At 63.5% G+C, this 20492-nt stretch carries 18 protein-coding genes; 14 read left to right on the forward strand and 4 right to left on the reverse strand.

Features of this window, described 5'->3' with window-relative positions; translation table 11 throughout:
- Window positions 1-136: 136 nt before the first annotated feature.
- Window positions 137-1783 (reverse strand): ATP-binding protein, encoded by a 1647-nt coding sequence (locus tag BM075_RS20865; protein ID WP_218152889.1) that lies wholly within the window; start codon window positions 1781-1783, stop codon window positions 137-139.
- A gap of 332 nt (window positions 1784-2115) precedes the next feature.
- Here BM075_RS20865 and catB point away from each other — a divergent pair, with 332 nt between their 5' ends.
- The gene (gene catB, locus BM075_RS20870) at window positions 2116-2751 is read left to right on the forward strand and encodes a type B chloramphenicol O-acetyltransferase (RefSeq protein ID WP_093362644.1); all 636 of its coding nucleotides are present in this window, start codon (window positions 2116-2118) and stop codon (window positions 2749-2751) included.
- Window positions 2752-2848: 97 nt separating this feature from the next.
- Here the strand turns inward: catB and BM075_RS20875 are convergent, their stop codons facing one another.
- Window positions 2849-3637 carry a DeoR/GlpR family DNA-binding transcription regulator gene (locus BM075_RS20875; protein WP_093362645.1) on the reverse strand — a complete coding sequence of 263 codons (789 nt, stop codon included), beginning with the start codon at window positions 3635-3637 and terminating at the stop codon, window positions 2849-2851.
- 197 nt (window positions 3638-3834) lie between these two features.
- Between BM075_RS20875 and deoC the strand changes: the two genes are divergently transcribed.
- The 7 genes from deoC (at window position 3835) to rbsK (ending at window position 11293) form a co-directional block, all read left to right on the forward strand.
- Complete coding sequence (gene deoC, locus BM075_RS20880; RefSeq protein WP_093362646.1) at window positions 3835-4509, forward strand: deoxyribose-phosphate aldolase; 675 nt, start codon at window positions 3835-3837, stop codon at window positions 4507-4509.
- Between the two features lie 101 nt (window positions 4510-4610).
- Window positions 4611-5657: an autoinducer 2 ABC transporter substrate-binding protein gene (locus BM075_RS20885; protein WP_093362647.1), complete on the forward strand. Its 1047-nt coding sequence runs from the start codon at window positions 4611-4613 to the stop codon at window positions 5655-5657.
- An 88-nt stretch (window positions 5658-5745) separates the two neighbouring features.
- Window positions 5746-7248 (forward strand): sugar ABC transporter ATP-binding protein, encoded by a 1503-nt coding sequence (locus BM075_RS20890; RefSeq protein WP_093362648.1) that lies wholly within the window; start codon window positions 5746-5748, stop codon window positions 7246-7248.
- Between the two features lie 12 nt (window positions 7249-7260).
- Complete coding sequence (locus tag BM075_RS20895) at window positions 7261-8238, forward strand: ABC transporter permease (protein WP_093362649.1); 978 nt, start codon at window positions 7261-7263, stop codon at window positions 8236-8238.
- A gap of 10 nt (window positions 8239-8248) precedes the next feature.
- Window positions 8249-9241 carry an ABC transporter permease gene (locus BM075_RS20900; RefSeq protein WP_093362650.1) on the forward strand — a complete coding sequence of 331 codons (993 nt, stop codon included), beginning with the start codon at window positions 8249-8251 and terminating at the stop codon, window positions 9239-9241.
- A 22-nt stretch (window positions 9242-9263) separates the two neighbouring features.
- Window positions 9264-10349: an aldose 1-epimerase family protein gene (locus tag BM075_RS20905; RefSeq protein ID WP_093362651.1), complete on the forward strand. Its 1086-nt coding sequence runs from the start codon at window positions 9264-9266 to the stop codon at window positions 10347-10349.
- A 14-nt stretch (window positions 10350-10363) separates the two neighbouring features.
- Complete coding sequence (gene rbsK, locus BM075_RS20910) at window positions 10364-11293, forward strand: ribokinase (RefSeq protein WP_093362652.1); 930 nt, start codon at window positions 10364-10366, stop codon at window positions 11291-11293.
- A gap of 25 nt (window positions 11294-11318) precedes the next feature.
- On the opposite strand, the gene BM075_RS20915 is transcribed toward rbsK, so the two are convergent.
- A complete protein-coding gene (locus tag BM075_RS20915; protein WP_177208439.1) occupies window positions 11319-11987 on the reverse strand; it encodes a FadR/GntR family transcriptional regulator in 669 nt (222 codons plus the stop codon).
- 190 nt (window positions 11988-12177) lie between these two features.
- Between BM075_RS20915 and BM075_RS20920 the strand changes: the two genes are divergently transcribed.
- Both BM075_RS20920 and BM075_RS20925 read left to right on the forward strand, forming a co-directional pair.
- The gene (locus BM075_RS20920) at window positions 12178-13374 is read left to right on the forward strand and encodes a mandelate racemase/muconate lactonizing enzyme family protein (RefSeq protein ID WP_093362654.1); all 1197 of its coding nucleotides are present in this window, start codon (window positions 12178-12180) and stop codon (window positions 13372-13374) included.
- A gap of 10 nt (window positions 13375-13384) precedes the next feature.
- Window positions 13385-14152, forward strand: coding sequence for an SDR family oxidoreductase (locus tag BM075_RS20925; RefSeq protein WP_093362655.1), 768 nt, complete (start codon window positions 13385-13387; stop codon window positions 14150-14152).
- Window positions 14153-14204: 52 nt separating this feature from the next.
- On the opposite strand, the gene betC is transcribed toward BM075_RS20925, so the two are convergent.
- Complete coding sequence (betC, locus tag BM075_RS20930) at window positions 14205-15710, reverse strand: choline-sulfatase (protein WP_093362656.1); 1506 nt, start codon at window positions 15708-15710, stop codon at window positions 14205-14207.
- A 149-nt stretch (window positions 15711-15859) separates the two neighbouring features.
- Here betC and BM075_RS20935 point away from each other — a divergent pair, with 149 nt between their 5' ends.
- From BM075_RS20935 to BM075_RS20950, 4 genes are all read left to right on the forward strand, one after another.
- On the forward strand, window positions 15860-16333 hold the full coding sequence (locus BM075_RS20935) for a CreA family protein (RefSeq protein ID WP_093362657.1): 474 nt from the start codon (window positions 15860-15862) through the stop codon (window positions 16331-16333).
- A gap of 629 nt (window positions 16334-16962) precedes the next feature.
- Window positions 16963-17943, forward strand: coding sequence for a Bug family tripartite tricarboxylate transporter substrate binding protein (locus BM075_RS20940; protein WP_093362658.1), 981 nt, complete (start codon window positions 16963-16965; stop codon window positions 17941-17943).
- A gap of 82 nt (window positions 17944-18025) precedes the next feature.
- A complete protein-coding gene (locus BM075_RS20945) occupies window positions 18026-18511 on the forward strand; it encodes a tripartite tricarboxylate transporter TctB family protein (protein ID WP_093362659.1) in 486 nt (161 codons plus the stop codon).
- Between the two features lie 15 nt (window positions 18512-18526).
- Complete coding sequence (locus BM075_RS20950; protein WP_093362660.1) at window positions 18527-20029, forward strand: tripartite tricarboxylate transporter permease; 1503 nt, start codon at window positions 18527-18529, stop codon at window positions 20027-20029.
- The last annotated feature ends 463 nt before the right edge of the window (window positions 20030-20492 follow it).

The following is a 20492-nucleotide window of genomic DNA, read 5'->3' on the forward strand; positions in this document are numbered from 1 at the left end:
AGCTCCACCATCTCGGCCGCCTCGGCCAGCGCGCAGGCGATACCCACCACTTTGAAGCCCTCCACCCGTTCGGTGAAACGGCGGTGCAATTCGGCGATCCTTGGATCGTCCTCCACGATCAGCACCGAAATGGCGGTCATGCGCCCGACTCCTCCGCATCCGTTGACTGGTGGTACTTGGGGATGGCCACGGTGAAAAGGGCGCCGCCGGTGTCGGCACGTCCCAACGTGACGTAGCCGCCCAGCTCGTCCACCGCCCGGCGCACGAGGAAGAGTCCGTACCCGTGCCGCGCCCCGCCCTTGGACGACACACCCTTTTCGAAGATGGACTCGAATTTCTCCGGCGGCACCCCGTCGCCGGAATCCTCGACGTCGAAGACCAGTTCGTCACCGAGATCGGTGAAGGAGAGCAGGACCTTCCGGCGCTCCTGCGGCTTGCCCGAGACCGCGTCGAAGGCGTTGTCGAGAAGGTTGCCCAGAACGGTCACCAGCCGCTCCTGATCCACCCCGGCGGGCACGTCGATCATCTGACTGTCGGGGGCGATGCCCAGATCCACCCGCAACTCGCGCGCCCGGGCGTATTTGCCGAGGATGATGGCTGCGATCACCGGATGAGGGACGGCGTCGTGCAGGAAACGGATCAGTTGCTGGTAGCCGCTGTTCTCGCGGAAGACGAGATCCTGCGCCTCCTGGAAGGCGCCGATCTCCAGCAGACCGGCGATCATGTGGAGCATGTTGGAATGCTCGTGGCTCTGCGCCCGCAGCGCCTCCACGTAGCCTTGCACGCGCACCAGTTCGCGCGCCATCCGGTCCACCGCGTCCTTCGGGCGGAAGGTCGCGACTGCGCCATGGACGCGGCCGTCCTCCTCCACCGCCACCGCATTGACCAGCATGTCCCGGCCGCCGATCGGGCGATCCTCGTCCACCATGGCCCCGCCGGTTTTCAAAAGCTCCTCCAGCCCGAGATCCGGATAATTGCTGCTGGCCGGTTTGCCGACGACGTCGCTGTGACCTTCCGCGGCTGCCGCCGCCACCGCCGCTCGGTTGGCCAGCCGAACGACGCCCGCCTCGTCGATGGCGACCACGCCCTCGCGGATCGACTGGAGCACCGCGCGGCGCTGGAGGTAGAGCTGGGTGATCTCCTCCGGCTCCAGCCCGAGCGTGCGCTTCTTGAGCGTGCGGGCGACGTAGATGGCCCAGAGGATTCCGAGCCCGACCAGCAGCATCACGAAAAGCGCGGGCTGGCGCAGGTAGTGTTGCAGGACGCCGCGAACGTCCTCGACCAGGTAGCCGACACTGACAAAGCCGATGATGTCGCCAGTCCAGTTGTGGATTGGAGAGAAACCGCGGATCGCCGGGCCGAGGGTGCCGGTGGCCTGTGAAATGTAGGAGCGACCTTCGGTGAGCGCCGCCGCGGTGTCGCCGCCGACGAAGGTCTTGCCGATCCGCTCGGGGACGGGGTGGGAATAGCGCACGCCGTCCCTGTCGGCGACGACAATGTATTCCGCGCCGACCTTGCGGCGAAGGTCCTCCGCCAGTGTCTGGATCCCGCCACTACGGTCTTCGGCGGCCAGGCGAGTGCGGATCTCGGGCATTTCCGCCACGGCAATCGCCGTCTGCAGGGCGCGCTGGCCCATCTGTTCCTGCACGATGCCGGAGACGGCATGGGAGATCACCACCCACGTCACCGCGAACTGCAACAGCACCATGCCCGCGATCATGACCATGAGGTGACCCTGGAGGGTCAGTCCTCCCGTGCCGACGATGCCGCGCAGGTGCTTCACGGGTGCCGTTCCTTCCAATGCGGTTTCGCGTGCCCCATTGTTCGAAACCCTTACCCCACGGCAGTCAGGAACGCGCGGATTTTCGACGCGTGGCCCAGATGACCCGGTGTCGCGGGCCGATACTCTGCAAGTCTTGCAAGTTGCATGGGCGCGCGGATGCTCTATTCTTGGGCACCTGATGCAGTGTTCTGAAGGACCCTCCGTGAAGTCAGCGGACCGAACCACCTGAATGACGCCCTGCGCTTCGCGCCGGGGCAGTAGCGCGTCGCGCCTCGCGACCGCGCGGATTCCGCGTGCATGCGCGCGTTCATCATCACTTCAGGGAACTGCAAATGAACAACTACTTCGAAAGCCCCTTTCGCGGGGAGACCCTTGATCGGCAGGTGTCCAACCCGAACATAAAGGTCGGGCGCTTCAGCTATTACTCGGGCTACTACCATGGTCACAGCTTCGACGACTGCGCCCGTTACCTCCTGCCTGACGAAGGTGTCGATCGCCTCCTGATTGGCAGCTTTTGTTCGATTGGGAGCGGCGCGGCCTTCATCATGGCGGGCAACCAGGGCCACAGGAACGACTGGATCAGTACGTTTCCGTTCTACTGGATGTCGGAGGTGCCCGCATTCGAGGGGGCCGAGAACGGCTACCGGCCTGCCGGTGATACGGTCATCGGCAATGACGTGTGGATCGGGTCAGAAGCGATCATCATGCCCGGCGTGAAAATCGGCGATGGCGCGGTGATCGGCACGCGCGCCGTGGTGACCCGCGATGTCGCGCCTTACGCCGTTGTGGGCGGCAATCCGGCCAAGACCATCAGGAAAAGGTTCGAGGATGGGCTTGTCGCTTTGCTGCTTGAAATGCGGTGGTGGGAGTGGTCCGAAGATCAGCTTCAGGTCGCCATGCCCATCTTGACGAGCGGCAATGTCGAGAACCTGCACCACTATTGGACCCGTCACATCCGCTCCGTCTGAGCAGAAAGCACTCGCCCTACCCATGTGGGGCGGGTGCATCACAGTTAGCCTTTCCTTCCCGCTCTCCGGTCGCGCCAGCGATAGGATGCAGCGCTGACTAGGGCTGCTGTGCTGAGACGGGGCCGCGGTGGACGCTGGCGCCGGCAATGTAGGGCGCGAGCGGGCCCTCAGGGTCGAAGTGCTCGTCGGTACAGATGTGGTCGTAGTCCGCAAGGTCGCTGAACCATTCCGGTTTTACCAGGCCGAACTTGGTGGAATCGACCAGCAGGGCGCGGGACTGGGCGTTCTCCATCGCAAGGGTCTTGATCGCCACTTCGAAGAAGTTGGAGCAGCTTACGCCCCCTTCCGCGTGGACGCCGCCGGCAGAAAGGAGGGCGAGGTTGATCCGCATCCGCCGCAAGGTCTCCAGCGCCTCCGGGCTGGAGAAGGCGGCGGAGGAGCCGTGATAGAGCCCGCCGAGCAGAATGACCCGGATGCCCGGCTTGCGGCACAGGATCTGGGCAACGTTCATTGAGTAGCAGATCACCGTCAGGCCGGTATCGTGCGGCAGCAGCCGGGCCAGATGTGGCGTCGTGGTCCCGCAGTCGATGAAAAGCGTGTCCTCCGGCCGGATGAGGTCGAGCGCGGCGCGGCTCGCGGCCCGCTTCAGTTCGGTGTTGGTCTCCTGCTCGCGGTTCAGGATATACCCCATCCCTCCCGGCGATTCCGGGCCGGCGGCGATGTAGCCGCCAAGGTAACTGAACCGGCCGTCGCCGGTCGCAAGGTCGCGGCGGACGGTCATTTCGGACACGCCAAGCGACTCCGCCGCCTCCTTCAGACGCAGAAAACCCCCGTCCGTGAGTAAGTGCGCAAGATGGTCCAGCCGTTCGGCTCTTTTCCGGTACATGAGCCCTCCCGTTGGAAAGCCTACACGCTTCGCGGCCCCGGGTGGCGTCGTCCAGCGCGGCAAATCGACGTCGCCGTACCGATGTTTTAAACTTGACGTGGGAACGGCGAGATGTAACTCAAGGAACATAAAAGTGTTACGAATTTAACATAATCGTGCGCCGAGGCAAGCGAGGTCGAGGCGAGGGAGGGGACGAAATGGGCGCTGCACGGGATCTGCGGAGCAATTTCGACATTGCGGGGATCATAGATCACACGTTGCTGCGTCAGGACGCGCTGCCGTCCGAGGCTGACGCGATCTGCGACGAGGCGATGGAATACGGGTTCAAGGCGGTCTGCGTGAACCCCGTCTACCTGCCGCGCGTTGCCAAACGGCTCGCCGGCAGCGGCGTGGCCCCCTGCTCCGTCATCGGCTTCCCCTTCGGCGCGGACCCCACGGAGATCACCGCCGCGGAAGCGGCCTGGGTTGTCGCGAACGGTGCGCAGGAAGTCGACATGGTCATCGCGCTCGGCCTGCTGAAGGCGGGCGAGACGGACGCGGTGACGGCCGACATCGCGGCGGTCAAGGCGGCGTGCGGCGACGCGCTGCTCAAGGTAATCATCGAGGCGACCCTGCTCGACGACGAGCAGAAGGTGCGCGCCTGCCGCTGCGCGATGGAGGCCGGCGCGGATTTCGTGAAGACATCGACGGGATTCGCTGGCGGTGGTGCGACGGTCGAGGACGTGGCGTTGATGCGGCGGACGGTCGGTCCCGACATGGGCGTGAAAGCGTCCGGCGGGGTCCGCACCACGGCAGACGCGAAGGCAATGGTGGAAGCCGGCGCTTCCCGCATTGGGGCGAGCGCAAGCATCGCTATAGTAACCGGCGATTGAGACGGAGGGACGGGGTCCACGCGCCGGAGGAGCGCGGGGCCGCGTGTGGCAATCGAAAACGGGCGACACAGCAATAGCCCACACTCAGGAGGAGACGAACCATGACCAAGCTGTTTACCTCGCTCGCGATCGCGGGCGTTATGGCATCGGGCGCCGCCCTTGCCGAAGGCGTGCTGGAAACGCCGGGACAGATTGATGCGCTGACGAAGGATTCCGTCGGCAAGGAATATTCCATCGCCACCGTGGTAAAGGTCGACGGCATCGCCTGGTTCGACCGGATGCGCGATGGCGTGAAGCAGTTCGGCGATGACACGGGCCACGACACGTGGATGGTCGGCCCGAGCCAGGCCGACGCCGCGGCGCAGGTGCAGATCATCGAGAACCTGATTGCCCAGGGCGTGGACGCGATCACGGTGGTTCCGTTCTCGGTCGAGGCGGTTGAGCCGGTGCTCAAGAAGGCCCGCGACCGTGGCATCGTGGTGATTGCGCACGAAGCATCGAACATCCAGAACGCGGACTACATCCTCGAAGCCTTCGACAACCACGCCTATGGCGCGAAGCTGATGGAAGTTCTGGGCGGCTACATGAACGGCGAGGGCCAGTACGCCGCGACCGTCGGCAGCCTGACGTCGAAGTCGCAGAACGAATGGATCGACGGTGCCATAGCCTACCAGGAAGAGCACTTCCCGGACATGGAGCTGGTGACGGATCGTCTGGAAACCTATGACGACGCCAACACCGACTACAACAAGCTGAAGGAAACGCTGACGACCTATCCCGACCTCAAGGGGATCGTCGGTGGCCCGATGCCGACGTCGGCTGGCGCTGGCCGTCTGGTGGCCGAGCGCGGGCTTCAGGACAAGCTGTTCTTCTCCGGCACCGGCCTCGTGTCTGTCGCGGGCGAATACCTTGCCAATGGCGACATCCAGTACATCCAGTTCTGGGACCCGGCGGTCGCGGGCTACGCGATGAACATGCTGGCCGTCATGGCGCTGGACGACAAGGCCGAGGACATCAAGCCGGGCCTCGACCTGGGTCTGCCGGGCTACACCGATCTGTCGCAGCCTGAAGATGCCACCACGAACATCTTCTACGGCCAGGGCTGGGTCGGCGTGACCTCCGAGAACATGGATCAGTACGACTTCTGATCTCGTGCCATCGGTCCGGGGCGGCCTGACGCCGCCCCGGGACTCCGGCTTCGCGAACCCGCCCCAACCCCAGACGAGCGGACGTGCCATGACAGATCCCTTCATCGAGCTGCGCAACATCCGCAAGGAATTCGCCGGCGTCGTCGCGCTGGACGACATGTCGCTGACGGTCCGCGAGGCGGAAATCCATTGCCTTGCCGGCGAGAACGGCTCCGGAAAGTCGACCATCATCAAGGTGATGAGCGGCGTCTACCAGCCCGACCGGGGCGAGATCCTGATCCGGGGCCAACAGGTGCCGCGGCTCAACCCGATTGCCTCCATCGACCACGGCATTCAGGTGATCTATCAGGACTTCTCGCTGTTCGGGAACCTGACGGTCGCCGAAAACCTGGCGATGAACGTGCAGCTTCGCGAAAAGCACCGGCTGATGAACTGGCGCCGCACCCGCGAGATCGCGCGTGAAGCCGTGGACCGGCTGGGCGTAGAGCTGGACCTCGACGCGGAAGTCGGCCACCTGCCGACCGCCGGCAAGCAGCTCGTCGCCATCGCGCGGGCGCTGATGTCCGACGCGCGGCTCATCATCATGGACGAGCCGACCACGGCGCTGACGCGGCGCGAGGTGGAAACGCTGTTCCGGATCGTGCGGGACATCCAGTCGCGCGGGATCGCGGTGCTGTTCGTCAGCCACAAGATGCGCGAGATGCTGGAAATCAGCGAGACCATCACGGTGATGCGCAACGGCTCGCTCGTGGCCGACGGCCCGACCTCGGAGTTCGACGAGGCGCTGATCACCCGCCACATGACCGGCTCCGACATCATATCGGAGCCCTACGTCTGGACCCCGCCGTCCGGCGCGCCGCAGTCGCCTCGGCTCGAGGTGCGTGGACTGGGGCTCAAGGGCGCGTACGAGGATGTGGACCTGACGATCCGCCCGGGCGAGATCGTTGGGCTGACGGGGCTTATGGGCTCAGGCCGCACGGAACTGGCGCTGTCGCTTTTTGGAATGGCGCCGGCCGATCATGGCGACGTGAAGGTGGACGGCAAACCGGTCGCCCTGCGCACCACGCAGGAGGCGATCGCCGCCGGCATTGCCTACGTGCCCGAGGATCGGCTCTCGGAGGGACTGTTCCTGACGCAGAGCATCGACCGCAACATCCTGTCGACCTCCTATGAGGCCCTGTCGCCGGGTCTGACCATCGATAAGACGCGCGCCGCGGAGATGGCGGCGGAAACCATCGACACGATGCAGATCGCGACCCCCACCGGCGACAAGCTGGTCAAGGAGCTGTCGGGTGGCAACCAGCAGCGGGTGGTGTTGGGCCGCTGGCTGCTCACCGATGCGCGGGTGCTGATCCTGAACGGGCCAACCGTGGGGGTGGACGTGGGCTCCAAGGCCGAGATCCACCGCAAGATCCGGGACCTCGCGCGGGAGCAGGGGCTGGCGGTTCTGATGATCTCGGACGACGTGCCGGAGCTCGTGCAGAACTGCAACCGGCTGGTGCTGATGCACCGCGGCCGGCTGGTCGAGGAATTCGAGAGCGCCGGGACCTCCGAGGAGGCAATCGGCGACAAACTCAAGGCGTTCAGGTAGGGGAGAGCACGCATGGCCTGGCTTCGCAGATCCGAGGTCGTCATCGCGGGCATCCTGTTGCTCGCCATGATCCTGATCGGGCTCGTCAACCCTGCCTTCTGGCAGGCCGACAACCTGTTCAGCCTGATGCGGTCGAACGTCATCATCGGTATTATGGCACTCGGGGTGCTGATGATCATGATCTCGGGCGGCATCGACGTCTCCTTCCCCGCCTTCGCGGTGGCGGCGATGTACCTGACGGTGAAGTTCATGCTCTGGTCGGGGTACGAGGGCATTGCTTTCGCCTTTGCCATGGCAGCAATGATCGGGCTGCTGCTGGGCGCGATCAATGCCTTCTTCGTCTACAAGTTCCGGATGATCCCGCTGATCGTGACGCTGGGGACGGGCAGCATGGTGCGAGGCTTCCTGCTCGGGGTCGTGGGCACCTCGATGATCAACATCAACAAGATGCCCGACGGGCTGATCGACTTCGCCAAGATCGACATCGTGTCCATGACCAAGGCGGACGGAACGACCTATGGGCTGACGGCGATGGTGCTGGTCTACCTCGGGCTGGCGTTGATCGTGCACATGGTGCTGCGTTACACGATGGTCGGGCGCGGCGTCTATGCCTACGGCGGAGATCCGGAGGCGGCGAGCCGGGCGGGCTTCGACATCCGGCTGATCCTGTTCTTCATCTACTGTTTCGCTGGCGCGCTGGCGGGCTTCGCGGGGCTGCTGCACGCCGGGATGATCTGGCTCGCGAACCCGCGCGACTTCGTCGGGCTGGAGCTCGACGTGATTGCGGCTGTGGTGCTGGGCGGCGCGTCCATCTTCGGCGGGCGCGGCTCGGTGCTGGGGACCATGCTGGGTGTCTTCATGCTGGTAATGGTCAAGAACAGCCTGATCATCATGAAGATCGACACCACGTGGCAGCGCGTCGTCGTCGGCGTCATCATCATTATCGCGACGGCCGTGACCGCCTGGCGCGACCAGAAACGCAAGGCGTGAGGAGGGGAAGATGACCCGACAGTTCGATTTCCGGTCGTTCCTCAACCGCGACAACAACATCGCGCAGTTGATCGTGATGACGATCCTGATCTTCGTGGTGATGTCGCTGCTGAGCCCCGACAAGTTCCTGCGCTACTACAACTTCGAGTCGATCACCTACATTTTTCCCGAACTGGGCCTGCTCTCCATCGCGATGATGATCGCGATGCTGACCGGCGGGATCGACCTTTCGGTGGTGGGAATCGCGAACCTGTCCGGCATCCTTGCCGGGATCCTCTTTCAGAAGATCGCGGGCGAGGGAGGGGTGGCCGCGGCCGGGCTGCCGGCGGTGCTCCTGGGTGGCGCGGTAGCGCTGCTGACGGGCCTGACGGCAGGGGCGCTGAACGGCTTCCTGATCACGAAGGTCAAGATCACGCCGATCCTGGCCACGCTTGGCACGGGGCAGGTGTTCACGGGGCTCGCCATCGTGATGACCGGCGGGCCGGCGATCGTGGGCTTCCCCGTGCTGTGGTCCTGGGTGGGCAACGGCAAGATCCTGGGGCTCGCCACGCCCTTCGTGCTCTTCGTGCTGATCGCCGCCGCGGTCGCCTTCGTGCTGACGCGGACGCCGCTCGGCGTGAACCTGATGCTGATCGGGACCAACCCGAAGGCGGCGCTCTTCGCCGGGCTGAAACGCGAGCGGATGATCTTCTACAGCTACATGATGACGGGGGTGCTGGCCTCCATCGCGGGGATCATGCTCTCGGGGCGGACCAACGCTGCCAAGTCGGACTACGGCACTTCCTACCTGCTGCAGGCGGTGCTGATCTCGGTGCTCGGAGGCACCAATCCGGCCGGAGGCAAGGGCACGGTGCTGGGGGTCTCGCTGGCGGTGGTGGCGCTCATGCTGCTGTCCAGCGGGTTCCAGGTGCTGCGCTTTTCCAACCACCTGATCGACTTCATCTGGGGCGTGTTCCTGCTGCTGGTGATCGCGCTCAACGCCTACAAGAACCGCGCCCGCTGAGGCCGGAGAGGGGAGGGGGCTCATGTCCGACGTGACCAAAATCGACCTGCGCAGAAGCTTCGGGGAGCGGGAGCGGACCGTTGCGGAGGCGCACGGCATCACCGCGAGCCTGTTCCGCTATGACAGCGGCATCGAGGCGCTGCGGCTCTCCAACGGGCGTGGCCACCTCGTGGTGTTGCCGTTCTACGGCCAGATGGTGTGGGACGCGGTGTTCGACGGTGTGGACCTGACGATGGCGAACATGTTCGACATGCCGCGCCCGGCAGACTCCATCGCGGGAACCTATGGCTGCTTCGCCTTCCACTCCGGGCTTCTGACCAACGGCTGCCCCGGCCCGGAGGACAGTCACCCGCTCCACGGCGAGATGCCGTGTGCGCCAATGGATGCGGCGGGCCTCGAGATCGGCACGGACGGGGAGGGGCCTTACGTGGCCGTGACGGGGTTAAGGGAATACGTGATGGGCTTCGGCTCGCACTACGCCGCGCGCCCGCGTGTGATCCTGCGGCCCGGGGCGACGCTTTTCGACATCGAGATGTCGGTGCAGAATCTCTCCGAGGCACCGATGGAGCTCATGTACATGGCCCACGTCAATTTCGCCTTCGTCGAGGGCGGGCGGATCGTACAGCCCGCGCCCTTCACGCCGGAGGCGACGGCGGTGCGCACCAAGGTCCCGGCCCATGTGCCGCGCAACCCGGCCTACGATGCGCTTCTGGAGGAACTGGCGTCCGATCCCGCGGGGATGGAAGTGCTGGATGAGCCTGAACGGTATGACCCTGAGCAGGTGTTTTACATCCGCGGGGCGGGTGCCGGCTCGGATGGGCGCACCGCGCAGATGCTCCGCCGACCGGAGGGCGATGGCTTCCACATTGCTTGGGACCCGGCCGAACTCCCCGTGACCGCCCGCTGGGTGCTGGTCAACAGTGACCAGAAGGTCTGCGCCTTCGCGCTGCCGGCCACCTGCGAGCCGGAGGGCCATGCCGCAGAGAGCGCCAAGGGCAACGTCCAGTCGCTGGGCGGGGGCGAGACGCGGCACTTCGCCGTGCGGCTGGGCTACGTGACGAAGGCGGAGGCCGATGCGGCCGAGACCGCCATCGGGAACATGGGTTGAGGGAGAGCAGAGCCATGGCAGGAAAGATCGCCGTCGTCGGCAGCAACATGGTGGACCTGATCACCTATACCGACCGGATGCCCGGGGCGGGAGAGACCATCGAGGCGCCGCGCTTCGAGATGGGCTGCGGCGGCAAGGGCGCGAACCAGGCCATCGCGGCGGCGCGGCTGGGCGCCGAGGTGATGATGGTGACGAAGGTCGGCGACGACATCTTCGCCGACAACACCATCCGCAACTTCGAGACCTCCGGCATCGACACGCGTTTCGTGGAGCGGGTGCCGGGGACGTCGAGCGGGGTGGCGCCGATTTTCGTGGAGCCGTCGGGTGAGAACTCCATCCTCATCGTCAAGGGCGCCAACGCGCTGCTGTCGCCGGAGGACCTCGACCGGGCGGAGGAGGCGCTGAAGGACTGTGCGCTCATCGTCATGCAACTCGAGGTGCCGCTGGAGACGGTCTATCACGCGGTGGAACTGGGCGCGCGCCACGGCATCGAGACGCTGCTGAACCCCGCACCTGCCTCGCTGGAGCTGGACCCGTCCCGGATCGAAAGCCTGACGTTCCTGGTGCCCAACCAGACGGAACTCGCGACGATCTCCGGTCTGCCTGTGAGCGACGAACGGGAGGCCGAGGCCGCGGCGCGGCATCTGATCGGCCGCGGCATCCGCACCGTCATCGTCACCCTCGGCGGGCGCGGCGCGCTGCTGGTGGATGCCGACAAGGACGCGCGCCACATCGAGGCCGTTCCGGTGACGCCGGTCGATACCACGGGTGCGGGCGACGCCTTCATCGGCAGCTTTTCGCGGTTCTATGTGCAGGACGGCGACATGCAGGGCGCGCTGGAGAAGGCCGTGCGCTATGCCGCTGACAGCATCACCCGGCCGGGTACGCAGAAATCCTACGCCGACGCGGCCGCGTTCGAAGCGTTCCTCGCGCGAAGCGCCTGAACGCGGGTGCACGGCGGCGCGCGCCTCAGCTGACGCCGGCCCTCATGAGGACCATGAAGGAGCTGTCGAAATGCTCCGCCATGGCCGCCTCTGCGCGAGCAGCATCCTGTTCGATGACCGCCGTGGCGATCCGTTCGTGGCACTTTATATTCTCCACACGGCTCTCATGGCTTCCGCGAGCACGCCAGCCGATGTGCCATGTCTGCCGTGTGATCACTCGGAAACTATCGACCAGCACTGAATAGAGCGGGTTGCCCGAGGCGCGCGCGATGATCTCGTGGAACCGGATGTCCAGATCCATCACGCTGTGGGGATTGTCGCGCTGGACGGCTTCCATCATCCCCTCGATCGTCTGCAGGAGCGCTTGCGCCTCCTCGGCGCTGCGATGCAGGGCGGCGAGGCTGACCGTGCGCATCTCCAACGTGCGGCGGACGTCCTGGATTTGAACCACGGATAACTGCCGGGTGTAAGCGGTGTGGTCGAGAATGGCGCTTAGCGTCTCGGAGGTCGCCCCGGCGACCCGTGCGCGCCGGCCGCTGCCGACCTCGAGGATTCGAAGTGCGGCGAGTCCCCGCAGGGCTTCCCGCGCGACGGTGCGTGAGATCCCCAGTTGCGCGGCCAGCGCATTTTCAGAAGGCAGCACGTCGCCGACTCGCAACCGGTTGTCTCGAATAAGATTTCGTATGTCGACCATCGTTCTCTCGACGAGGCTCGACGGGGATTTCTCCGCCGTTGTCCCAGGTTGTATGACAGCTTTTTCCATACGGTCTTATCAATATTCCGATACGATCTTCAAAACGGTAGCACATCATCGTATGAGACGACACCGGAGGCGTCGACTCGGATCGGCCGCCTTCGGCAATCCTCTGAGGAGGGGACTCGACATGAAGATCACCGCCGTTCGGACCTTTCGAATAGAGGCGCATCAAAACGTCCTTTGGGTGCATATCGAAACCGATGCCGGCGTGAGGGGCTTGGGAGAGACGTTCTACGGCGCCGCGGCGGTGGAGGCGCATATTCACGACACACTGGCCAGCCGCCTGCTTGGACAGGACCCGTTGCGGATCGAGGCACTGCACCGGGAAATGCTGATGCTGCCCAACGCGCAAAGCTCCACCGGCGTCGAATACCGCGCCACCTCGGCCATCGACATCGCGCTTTGGGATCTGTTCGGCAAGGTTTGCGGCCAGCCGGTGCACCAGATGCTGGGCGGGCTGTGTTTCGACCGGATGCGCGTTTACAACACCTGCGCCGGCACCGGGTATGTTTCCACGAACAAGATCAAGCCGGTGGACACCTGGAATTTCGGCGAGGACGGCAGGTATGAGGATCTGCAGGGTTTCATGACCGACGCCGGCGCGCTGGCGGAGGACCTGCTCGACGGCGGCATCACGGCGATGAAGATCTGGCCGTTCGATCCGCCCGCGATTGCCAACAAGGGCCTGCACATCACCGCCGAGGAGCTGAAGACCGCGCTGCGGCCCTTCGAGCTGATCCGCAAAGCGGTGGGCGACCGGATGGAGATCATGGTGGAGCTCCACTCGCTGTGGAACCTGCCCATGGCCAAGAAGATTGCCCGGGCCCTTGAGCCCTTTGAGCCGACGTGGTTCGAGGACCCGATCAAGATGAATGCGCCGCAGGCGCTGGCCGAGTTCGCACGCTCGACGCCGGTTTGGACGTGCGCCTCCGAAACCCTGGGCTCTCGCTATGCCTTCAAGGAGTACCTGGATCGCGACGCCTGCGGCGTGGTGATGGCGGACCTCTGCTGGACGGGCGGGTTGACCGAAGGCCGCAAGATTGCCGCGATGGCAGAGACCTACCACCGGCCGTTCGCGGCGCACGACTGCATCGGCCCGGTGGGCTTCGCGGCCGCGATCCACATGAGCTTCAGCCAGCCCAACACTCTGATTCAGGAGTCGGTGCGCGCGTTCTATAAGGGCTGGTATCGGGACCTCGTGACGGAAGTCCCCCGGATCGAGGACGGCTTCGTGTATCCGATGGAAGGGCCGGGGCTCGGCACTGAGCTTCAGCCAGGCTTCTTCGACCGGTCCGACCTGAGCGTGCGTCACTCCGACCTATAAGGGCAATACCATGAGCCTCACCCTCTTCGATCTCAGCGGAAAAACGGCCCTGATTACCGGATCCTCCCGCGGACTTGGCCGCGCGATGGCCGAGGGGTTGGCACAAGCCGGCGCCCGGATCGTCCTGAACGGCCACAACGCCGAGCGGCTTCAGTCTGCGGCGGAGGAAATGGCGCGGGCGGGCGCGGAGGTGATCGTCGCCCGGTTCGACGTGGCCGACGAGGCGGCTGTGGTGGCAGCCTTCGAGGCGCTCGACGCGGATGGCGTGGCGGTGGATATCCTCGTCAACAACGCCGGCATCCAGTTCCGCAGGCCGATGCTGGACCTCGAGACCGCGGACTGGCAGCGGGTGATCGACATTAACCTGACCGCGTCCTTCGTCGTCGGTCGGGAGGCTGCTAAACGGATGGCCGCCCGCGGCCGCGGCAAGATCATCAATATCGCGTCTCTGACCTCCGAGCTCGCGCGCGCAACCGTTGCGCCCTACACGGTCGCCAAGGGCGGCATCAAGATGCTGACCAAGGCGATGGCGGCGGAGTGGGGCGAGAAGAACATCCAGGCTAACGCCATCGGCCCGGGCTACATGGTGACCGACATGAACGAGGCGCTGCTGAGCAACCCGGACTTCGACGCCTGGGTAAAAGGGCGCACGCCGATGCGCCGGTGGGGCCTGCCGGAGGAGCTGGTAGGCACCGCAATCTACCTGGCCTCCGATGCCTCGAACTACGTCTCCGGGCAGGTCATCTATGTCGACGGGGGCATGGTCTCGGTGCTCTGACGGGCAAGCCGGCAGCATCCACGCCCGGCGCTTGGGTCCACCGTGGGGTCCGTCACTCGCCGCGAGGGTAGCGCGCGCGGTGCTCCACCTCGTTCAGGTCCATGTGGTTTCGCATGAACCGGTCGCTGGCCTGTTGCAGCGGCTGGTAGTCCCACGGGAAATAGGCGCCGTTCCGCAGTGCCTCGTAGACCACCTTTCGGCGAGCCTGACTCTTGCGGACTTCGGCGTCGAAGCGCGCGAGATCCCAGCGGGCGTCGGCTTGGGCACGTAGCCGGGCGAGGGCCTTGGAATGGGTGGGGTCCTGGGCCAGGTTCTGCAACTCGTGCGGGTCGGCTTCCAAATCGAAGAGCTGTTCCGGGTCGAGCGCGCAGCGGGTGTACTTGTAGCGCCCGTCGCGGATCGCCACCAACGGCGCGTAGGAACCTTCTGCGGCGTATTCCATCAGCACCGGACCGCGCTCCGCACCGTCCGCCACAGGCAGCAGGCTTTTTCCCGCCGTCCAGGGCGCGACCTCCTCCATGCTGACGCCGGCCAGCGCACAGAGCGTCGGGCAGACGTCGATCGTGGAAACCGGCGCCTCCACCCGTCCAGGCTCAAGTCCCGGCGCGGCCAGCATCATCGGCACCCGCGACGATCCCTCGAAGAACGACATCTTGTACCAAAGCCCGCGCTCGCCCAGCATGTCGCCGTGATCGGACACGAAAAGAACCGCCGCCTCCTGGTGCGTCGCTTCCAGGATGTCGAGAAACTGGCCGATCTTCTCGTCGAGATAGGAGATGTTGGCAAAGTAGGCCCGGCGGGCGGCGCGAATGTGGGCCTCCTCTACGGTGTAGCTGCGCCAGTCATTGGCGTCAAAGAGCCGTTGCGAGTGCGGGTCGTGCGCCTCGTAGGGGATCGCCGGCACCTCCGGCTGAAGATGGTCGCACCCCTCGTAGAGATCCCAGAACCGCCGCCGTGCGAGGTAGGGGTCGTGCGGGTGGGTAAAGCTGACCGTCAGGCACCACGGACGCGCGTCGTGCCGGCGGGCGAGGTCGTAGAGCTTGCGGGCGGCGCAATAGGCGACCTCGTCGTCATACTCCATCTGGTTGGAGATTTCCGCGATCCCCGCGCCCGTGACCGAGCCCATGTTGTGATACCACCAATCGATCCGCTCGCCCGGTGCGCGGTAGTCCGGCGTCCAACCGAAGTCGGCGGGATAGATATCAGTGGTCAGGCGTTCCTCGAACCCGTGCATCTGGTCGGGGCCCACGAAATGCATCTTGCCGCTCAGACACGTATGGTAGCCAGCTCGGCGCAGGTGATGGGCATAGGTGGGCAGGTCCGAGGGAAACTCGGCGGCGTTGTCATAGACCCCGGTGACGGAGGGCAGTTCGCCCGACATGAAGCTCGCCCGCCCGGGCGCACAAAGCGGGGACGCCGTGTAGCAGGTGGAGAACCGGACCGACCGCTCTGCCAGACGCCGCAGGTTCGGCACATGCAGCCAGTCCGCCGGGCCGTCGGGAAACAGCGTGCCGTTGAGTTGGTCCACCATCAGGATCAGGATGTTTGGCTGGGTCATGGCGGTTCGTGTTCCTTTTTGTCGACGGCCGGGTTCGGCGCGGGACCGCCGCAAGGGAGTGGTAGCAGAGCGCCGCTCGCCTTGCCATCGGTGGAACCTCCGCCGATGCGCCGCGTTGGCCTTGCGGGATGCAACAACGGAATACCGCAATGCTTCGGAAAAAATTGGCGGCCACCCTCGTATGCGCGACGTTCGCCACATCGGCCGCGGCAGAGGTCGTGGGCAACATCGACGTGGACTGGCTCGGCAACGACATTCTCATAGAGGCGTTCGAGGACCCCAAGGTTCCAGGCGTCACGTGCCATGTGGCCTATTTCGAGCGCGGCCTCTTCGACCGGCTCCAGAAAGGCAACTGGTTCGAGGACCCGTCCAACACGTCCATCGCCTGCCGCCAAACCGGACCTATCTCGGTCGGTGACATCGACCTGTCGCGCGAGGGCGAGACGGTCTTTTCCGAGCGACGGTCGATCATCTGGAAGTCGATCCGGATCACCCGGATCATGGACCAGGAACACGACACCTTGGTCTACCTCTCGCATGCCCGCGACGTACAGAACGGCTCCGCCAAGATGTCCATCTCCACTGTGCCGCTTTATGGCGCGGACAACGGGCAGCAGAACTGAGCGCGGACACGTTACTGCGTCGAGCCAAGACGCCGAAAACTCAGGAACCCGGACCGGGACGTCTGGCCTACGCCACGAGGCTTTTCGTACGACGCCATCCTCTTGAATACGGCAGCGAGGACGTGGACCGCGGGAGCAGCGGGATACGCCCGCTAAGGGCGGCTTTCAAGTCGTCCACCGTCGGCCTCCTGTTCACGCCGTAAGAACGGGATAATCCTCCCCGGGGAGTTGCGCGGCGCCTTCCGTTCCGCTGGGCTGCCGCCGCCGGAAGCTGGACGGGTTTCTGCTCCGTGTCGGTCTCGACCCGGATCGTTGGCTATCCGCGATGCTTCAAGGCTTCAGCAAAGAACAACCAGTTCCCGGAGTTCCATGGCGTCGAGAACCGCCCGCTCATGCCTCCCGCCGTTACGTGGGAGTCATATGGTGAATCCCTCGGCCGATTTGCGCAACAGCGCCCACTTCGATCCCGGACAGCCGAGCTTTGAAAGAACGTCTACCGGAATAATGCAACCGATCTTTGCAATTGTTGAAATGCCCTGCCTGGTATGTAGTCCACGGACAAGATTAGGCAGCGTGAACGCCTACGTCGCCCGTATCAGCGGACGATTAAAGTAAAAGGAGGAGATCCAATGACAAAGTGGCTCGCGGCCGTGGCCGGAGTTATTACCGCTGTTGGGCCGGTCTTTTGCGGCATGGCCCAAGCCGCGGAATACCCGCGTCGCGCGGTAGAGATGGTCGTGCCGTTCGGCGCCGGGGGCGCCAGTGACGTCTTTGCCCGGCAGTTTTCCGAAATTGCCTCCAAATACCTTGGAGCACCGATCACCGTTGTCAACAAAGGCGGCGCAGGCACCATAGAAGGTCTGGCCTATGCTTACAGCGCCCCGGCCGACGGCTACACCATCCTGGAAGTGACGCCGTCCCTTCCAATCGTTGAAGCCCAGAATCGAAGCTCGATCAAGTTCCGCGCCGAATTTGAGCCTATCATGCGCGTCCAGGCCGACGTGCAGTTGATCGGCGTTCCGAAGGACAGCCCGTTTCAAACCATCGAAGATCTGGTGGCCTTCGGAAAAGAAAATCCGAAAAAGCTGAAAATCGGCGGCATTTCTCCAGGTGGACTGGACGACTATATTGCCCATGGTTTCGCCAAGGCGGCTGGATTTGAGTGGAACTACATCCCCTACAAAGGCTCCTCGGTGATGAAGGCCGCCGTTCTTGGTGGCGAGCTCGACGTCTACCAGGACAAGCTGATCTCGTTCATGAGCCTCGTCGAGAGTGGTGATATTCGACCGCTTGTCGTGATCAGCGACCAGCGGATCGACGTGCCGGAGTTGAAGGACGCACCCTCAAGTGTGGAAAAGGGTATCGATTTCACACAAGGCTCGTGGCGCGGTTTCGTTGTCAAGCGTGGCACTCCGGAGGAAATCAAGGCCAAGATCATCGACGCTTTCGAGCAAGCCTATGCCGACCCCGCCTACAAAGAGGTCGAGAAGCAGCAGATGACCAACATCCTGCCCGGCCACTTGGCGTCCGACGAGTTCGAGACGCTGCTCGACGAAGAGTTCGAGCACTTCCGGGCAATGTTCGAAGAACTCGGGCAGGTCAAAAAATAGCCCTTCGGAAAAAAAGTGTCCGGATTGCCTTTTCCGATTGGCGATCCGGATCTTTCCAAACCTGCCGGGAGGAGGTGTGGCCATGCGTGCCGAACTCATTTTCAACGCGTTTGTGGGTTTCTTTCTGTCATTCCTGCTTTTCAATGCTTTGATGTTGCCGGGCTCGGACAATCCAAGCGACCTCTTGGGAGCGGGTGGTTTTCCCACCGTCCTTTGCATCCTCGGGCTGGTCGTTCTGGCGTTTATCACGCTACGGGTGCTGCGGTATCAAAAAGCGATACATGTGCCATTGTTTGACGCGCGCTCAGTGGACGGGCGGGCCGCTGCATTGAGCGTGCTGCTGCTACTCGCCTACATTCTGGTGCTGGATATCATCGGGTTCATCCTCGGAACCCTTTTGTATCTGCCGATTGCCGCTTGGTTGATTGGCTACCGCAGCCCAGTACGCGTTGCGATCTACACCATCGCCGCCACGGTCGTGGTGACAACCGTCTTCGGCATCCTGTTTCTCGTTCCCCTTCCGCGTGGCATCGGCCAGCTGCGGGAACTGAGCTACCTGATCTACTGACCGGAGAACGCAAGAATGGAACATCTGTTTGAAGCATTCGGAGCGGTCTTCAATCCGCTCTCGGCAGCGCTGGTGATCGTCGGTACGGTTTTCGGTATGATTTGCGGCACCTTGCCCGGAGTCAGCACCTCTCTCGCCATCATTCTCTGTCTGCCGTTCACCTACACGATGGACCCTGCCTCCGCCGTGGTTCTGCTTATCTCCGTCTATGTGGGCGGGGCTTGCGGGGGTTCGATCGCCGCTATCCTGATCAAGACGCCAGGGACGCCGGAGGCTGTGGCGACCACCTTCGACGGTTACCCGATGGCGCGAAAAGGCGATGTCGGCAAGGCGCTCGGCCTCGCGGTCACCGCGTCGTCGTTCGGGACGATATTCTCTGCCGCCGTGATGCTCGTGGCTGCTCCCTTGCTCGCGAAAATCGCGCTGACCTTCCAAAGCGCGGAGTACTTTGGGCTCGGCCTGCTCGGGTTGAGTTGCATCACCTCCATCTCGGCCAAGGACGAGGCAAAAGCCTTCCTCTCGGTGATCCTCGGCCTTCTGATCTCCACCGTTGGCATCGATACGATCGACGGTACGGAGCGTTTCACCTTCGGTGAACCGTTCTTGCTCAACGGCATCAACTATATCCCCGTGATGATCGGCGCGTTCGCTGTCGCCGAAGTGATAAGAAACATTGAGGAATATAGACTTCGCGACACCACGAAGACCGTCGGCACCGTATCGATCAAACTGATGAAGTTCGCCGAGATGCTCCGCATGTGGGCGACCTTCGTCAAGGCTTCGATCATCGGTGTCGTTGTCGGCATTATCCCGGCGGCCGGTGGTTCAATTTCAAGCCTGATCGCCTACGGCGAAGCGGCGCGGTCCAACAAGAACGATCCGATCCCGTTTGGAGAAGGCAATCCCCGGGGCATCATCGCGCCCGAAGCTGCGAACAATGCCGGTGTCGGCGGCTCCTTGGTGCCTACGATGGTGCTGGGGATCCCCGGCAGCCCGGTTACGGCGGTGATAATGGCCGCTTTCATCATCGTCGGGCTGCGCCCCGGTCCGCTGCTGCTCCGGGATCAGCCGGTGCTTCTCAACACAATCTTCCTCGGGCTCATCTTCTCGGCGCTGTTGCTCTTCCTCGGCGGGCGTTTCGTGACCCAGCAATTCGGCCACATTCTGAAGCTGCCCTACCCGCTGCTCGCTCCGCTTATCATCGTGCTTGGCCTCGTCGGTGCGTATTCTCTCGAGAACAGCATCTACGCCGTCTTCGTGATGTTCATCTTCGGGCTCATTGGGTACCTATTCGACAAATTCCAGTATTCCAATCCAGCTTTGATCCTCGGGCTAATTCTTGGCGAACTGGTCGAGAACTCGCTGCGCAAACAGATCATTATCGCCGATGGAAGCTTCTCGGGCTTTTTCGAACGCCCGGTCTCTCTTGTTATCCTGATCATCGTCCTGCTGATCTTTGCCTGGCCAATGATCGCCCGGCTCACCGGGATCGGCAGCCCTCGGGGCAAAAAGGGATAGCGGCTGAGTACGCTCGAGTTATCGAACCGTGGGCCCAATCGAAGGTGGGATTGCAGGCAAAGCTTGCAATCCCCAATTTTTCAAATATGAAATTCCCGCACCTTGTTTGTCGGATTTACGATAAATTAAGCTGCCACCGCTTTGTTTGCTACAGTCGGCGATAATCCAACCGATTTTAAGACGAGCGATAAAGCAACGCGGTTTGCATACGAGCCATCCACCTCGGGTTGTAACGGCCGGAAATCAGCCGAAAATGGTCAATTGGGCTGCCAACATCCGGTTTTGCTTTGCTCGGCAAGCCTCCTCCACCAATGGAATTTCCTGTCCTTCGCAAACGTGGTGACTCCAAAATTTTCCATTTGATGCGAATGACGCATCAGTCGTCAAAAAGATCGGAATTATTCTGGTCGGTCTAAAAGGGTAGGCTGCCGTTGTTGGAATTATGCCGTAAATCAGCCGCTCA

Origin of the sequence: Tropicimonas isoalkanivorans (assembly GCF_900112335.1) — a bacterium.
GTDB lineage: Bacteria > Pseudomonadota > Alphaproteobacteria > Rhodobacterales > Rhodobacteraceae > Tropicimonas > Tropicimonas isoalkanivorans.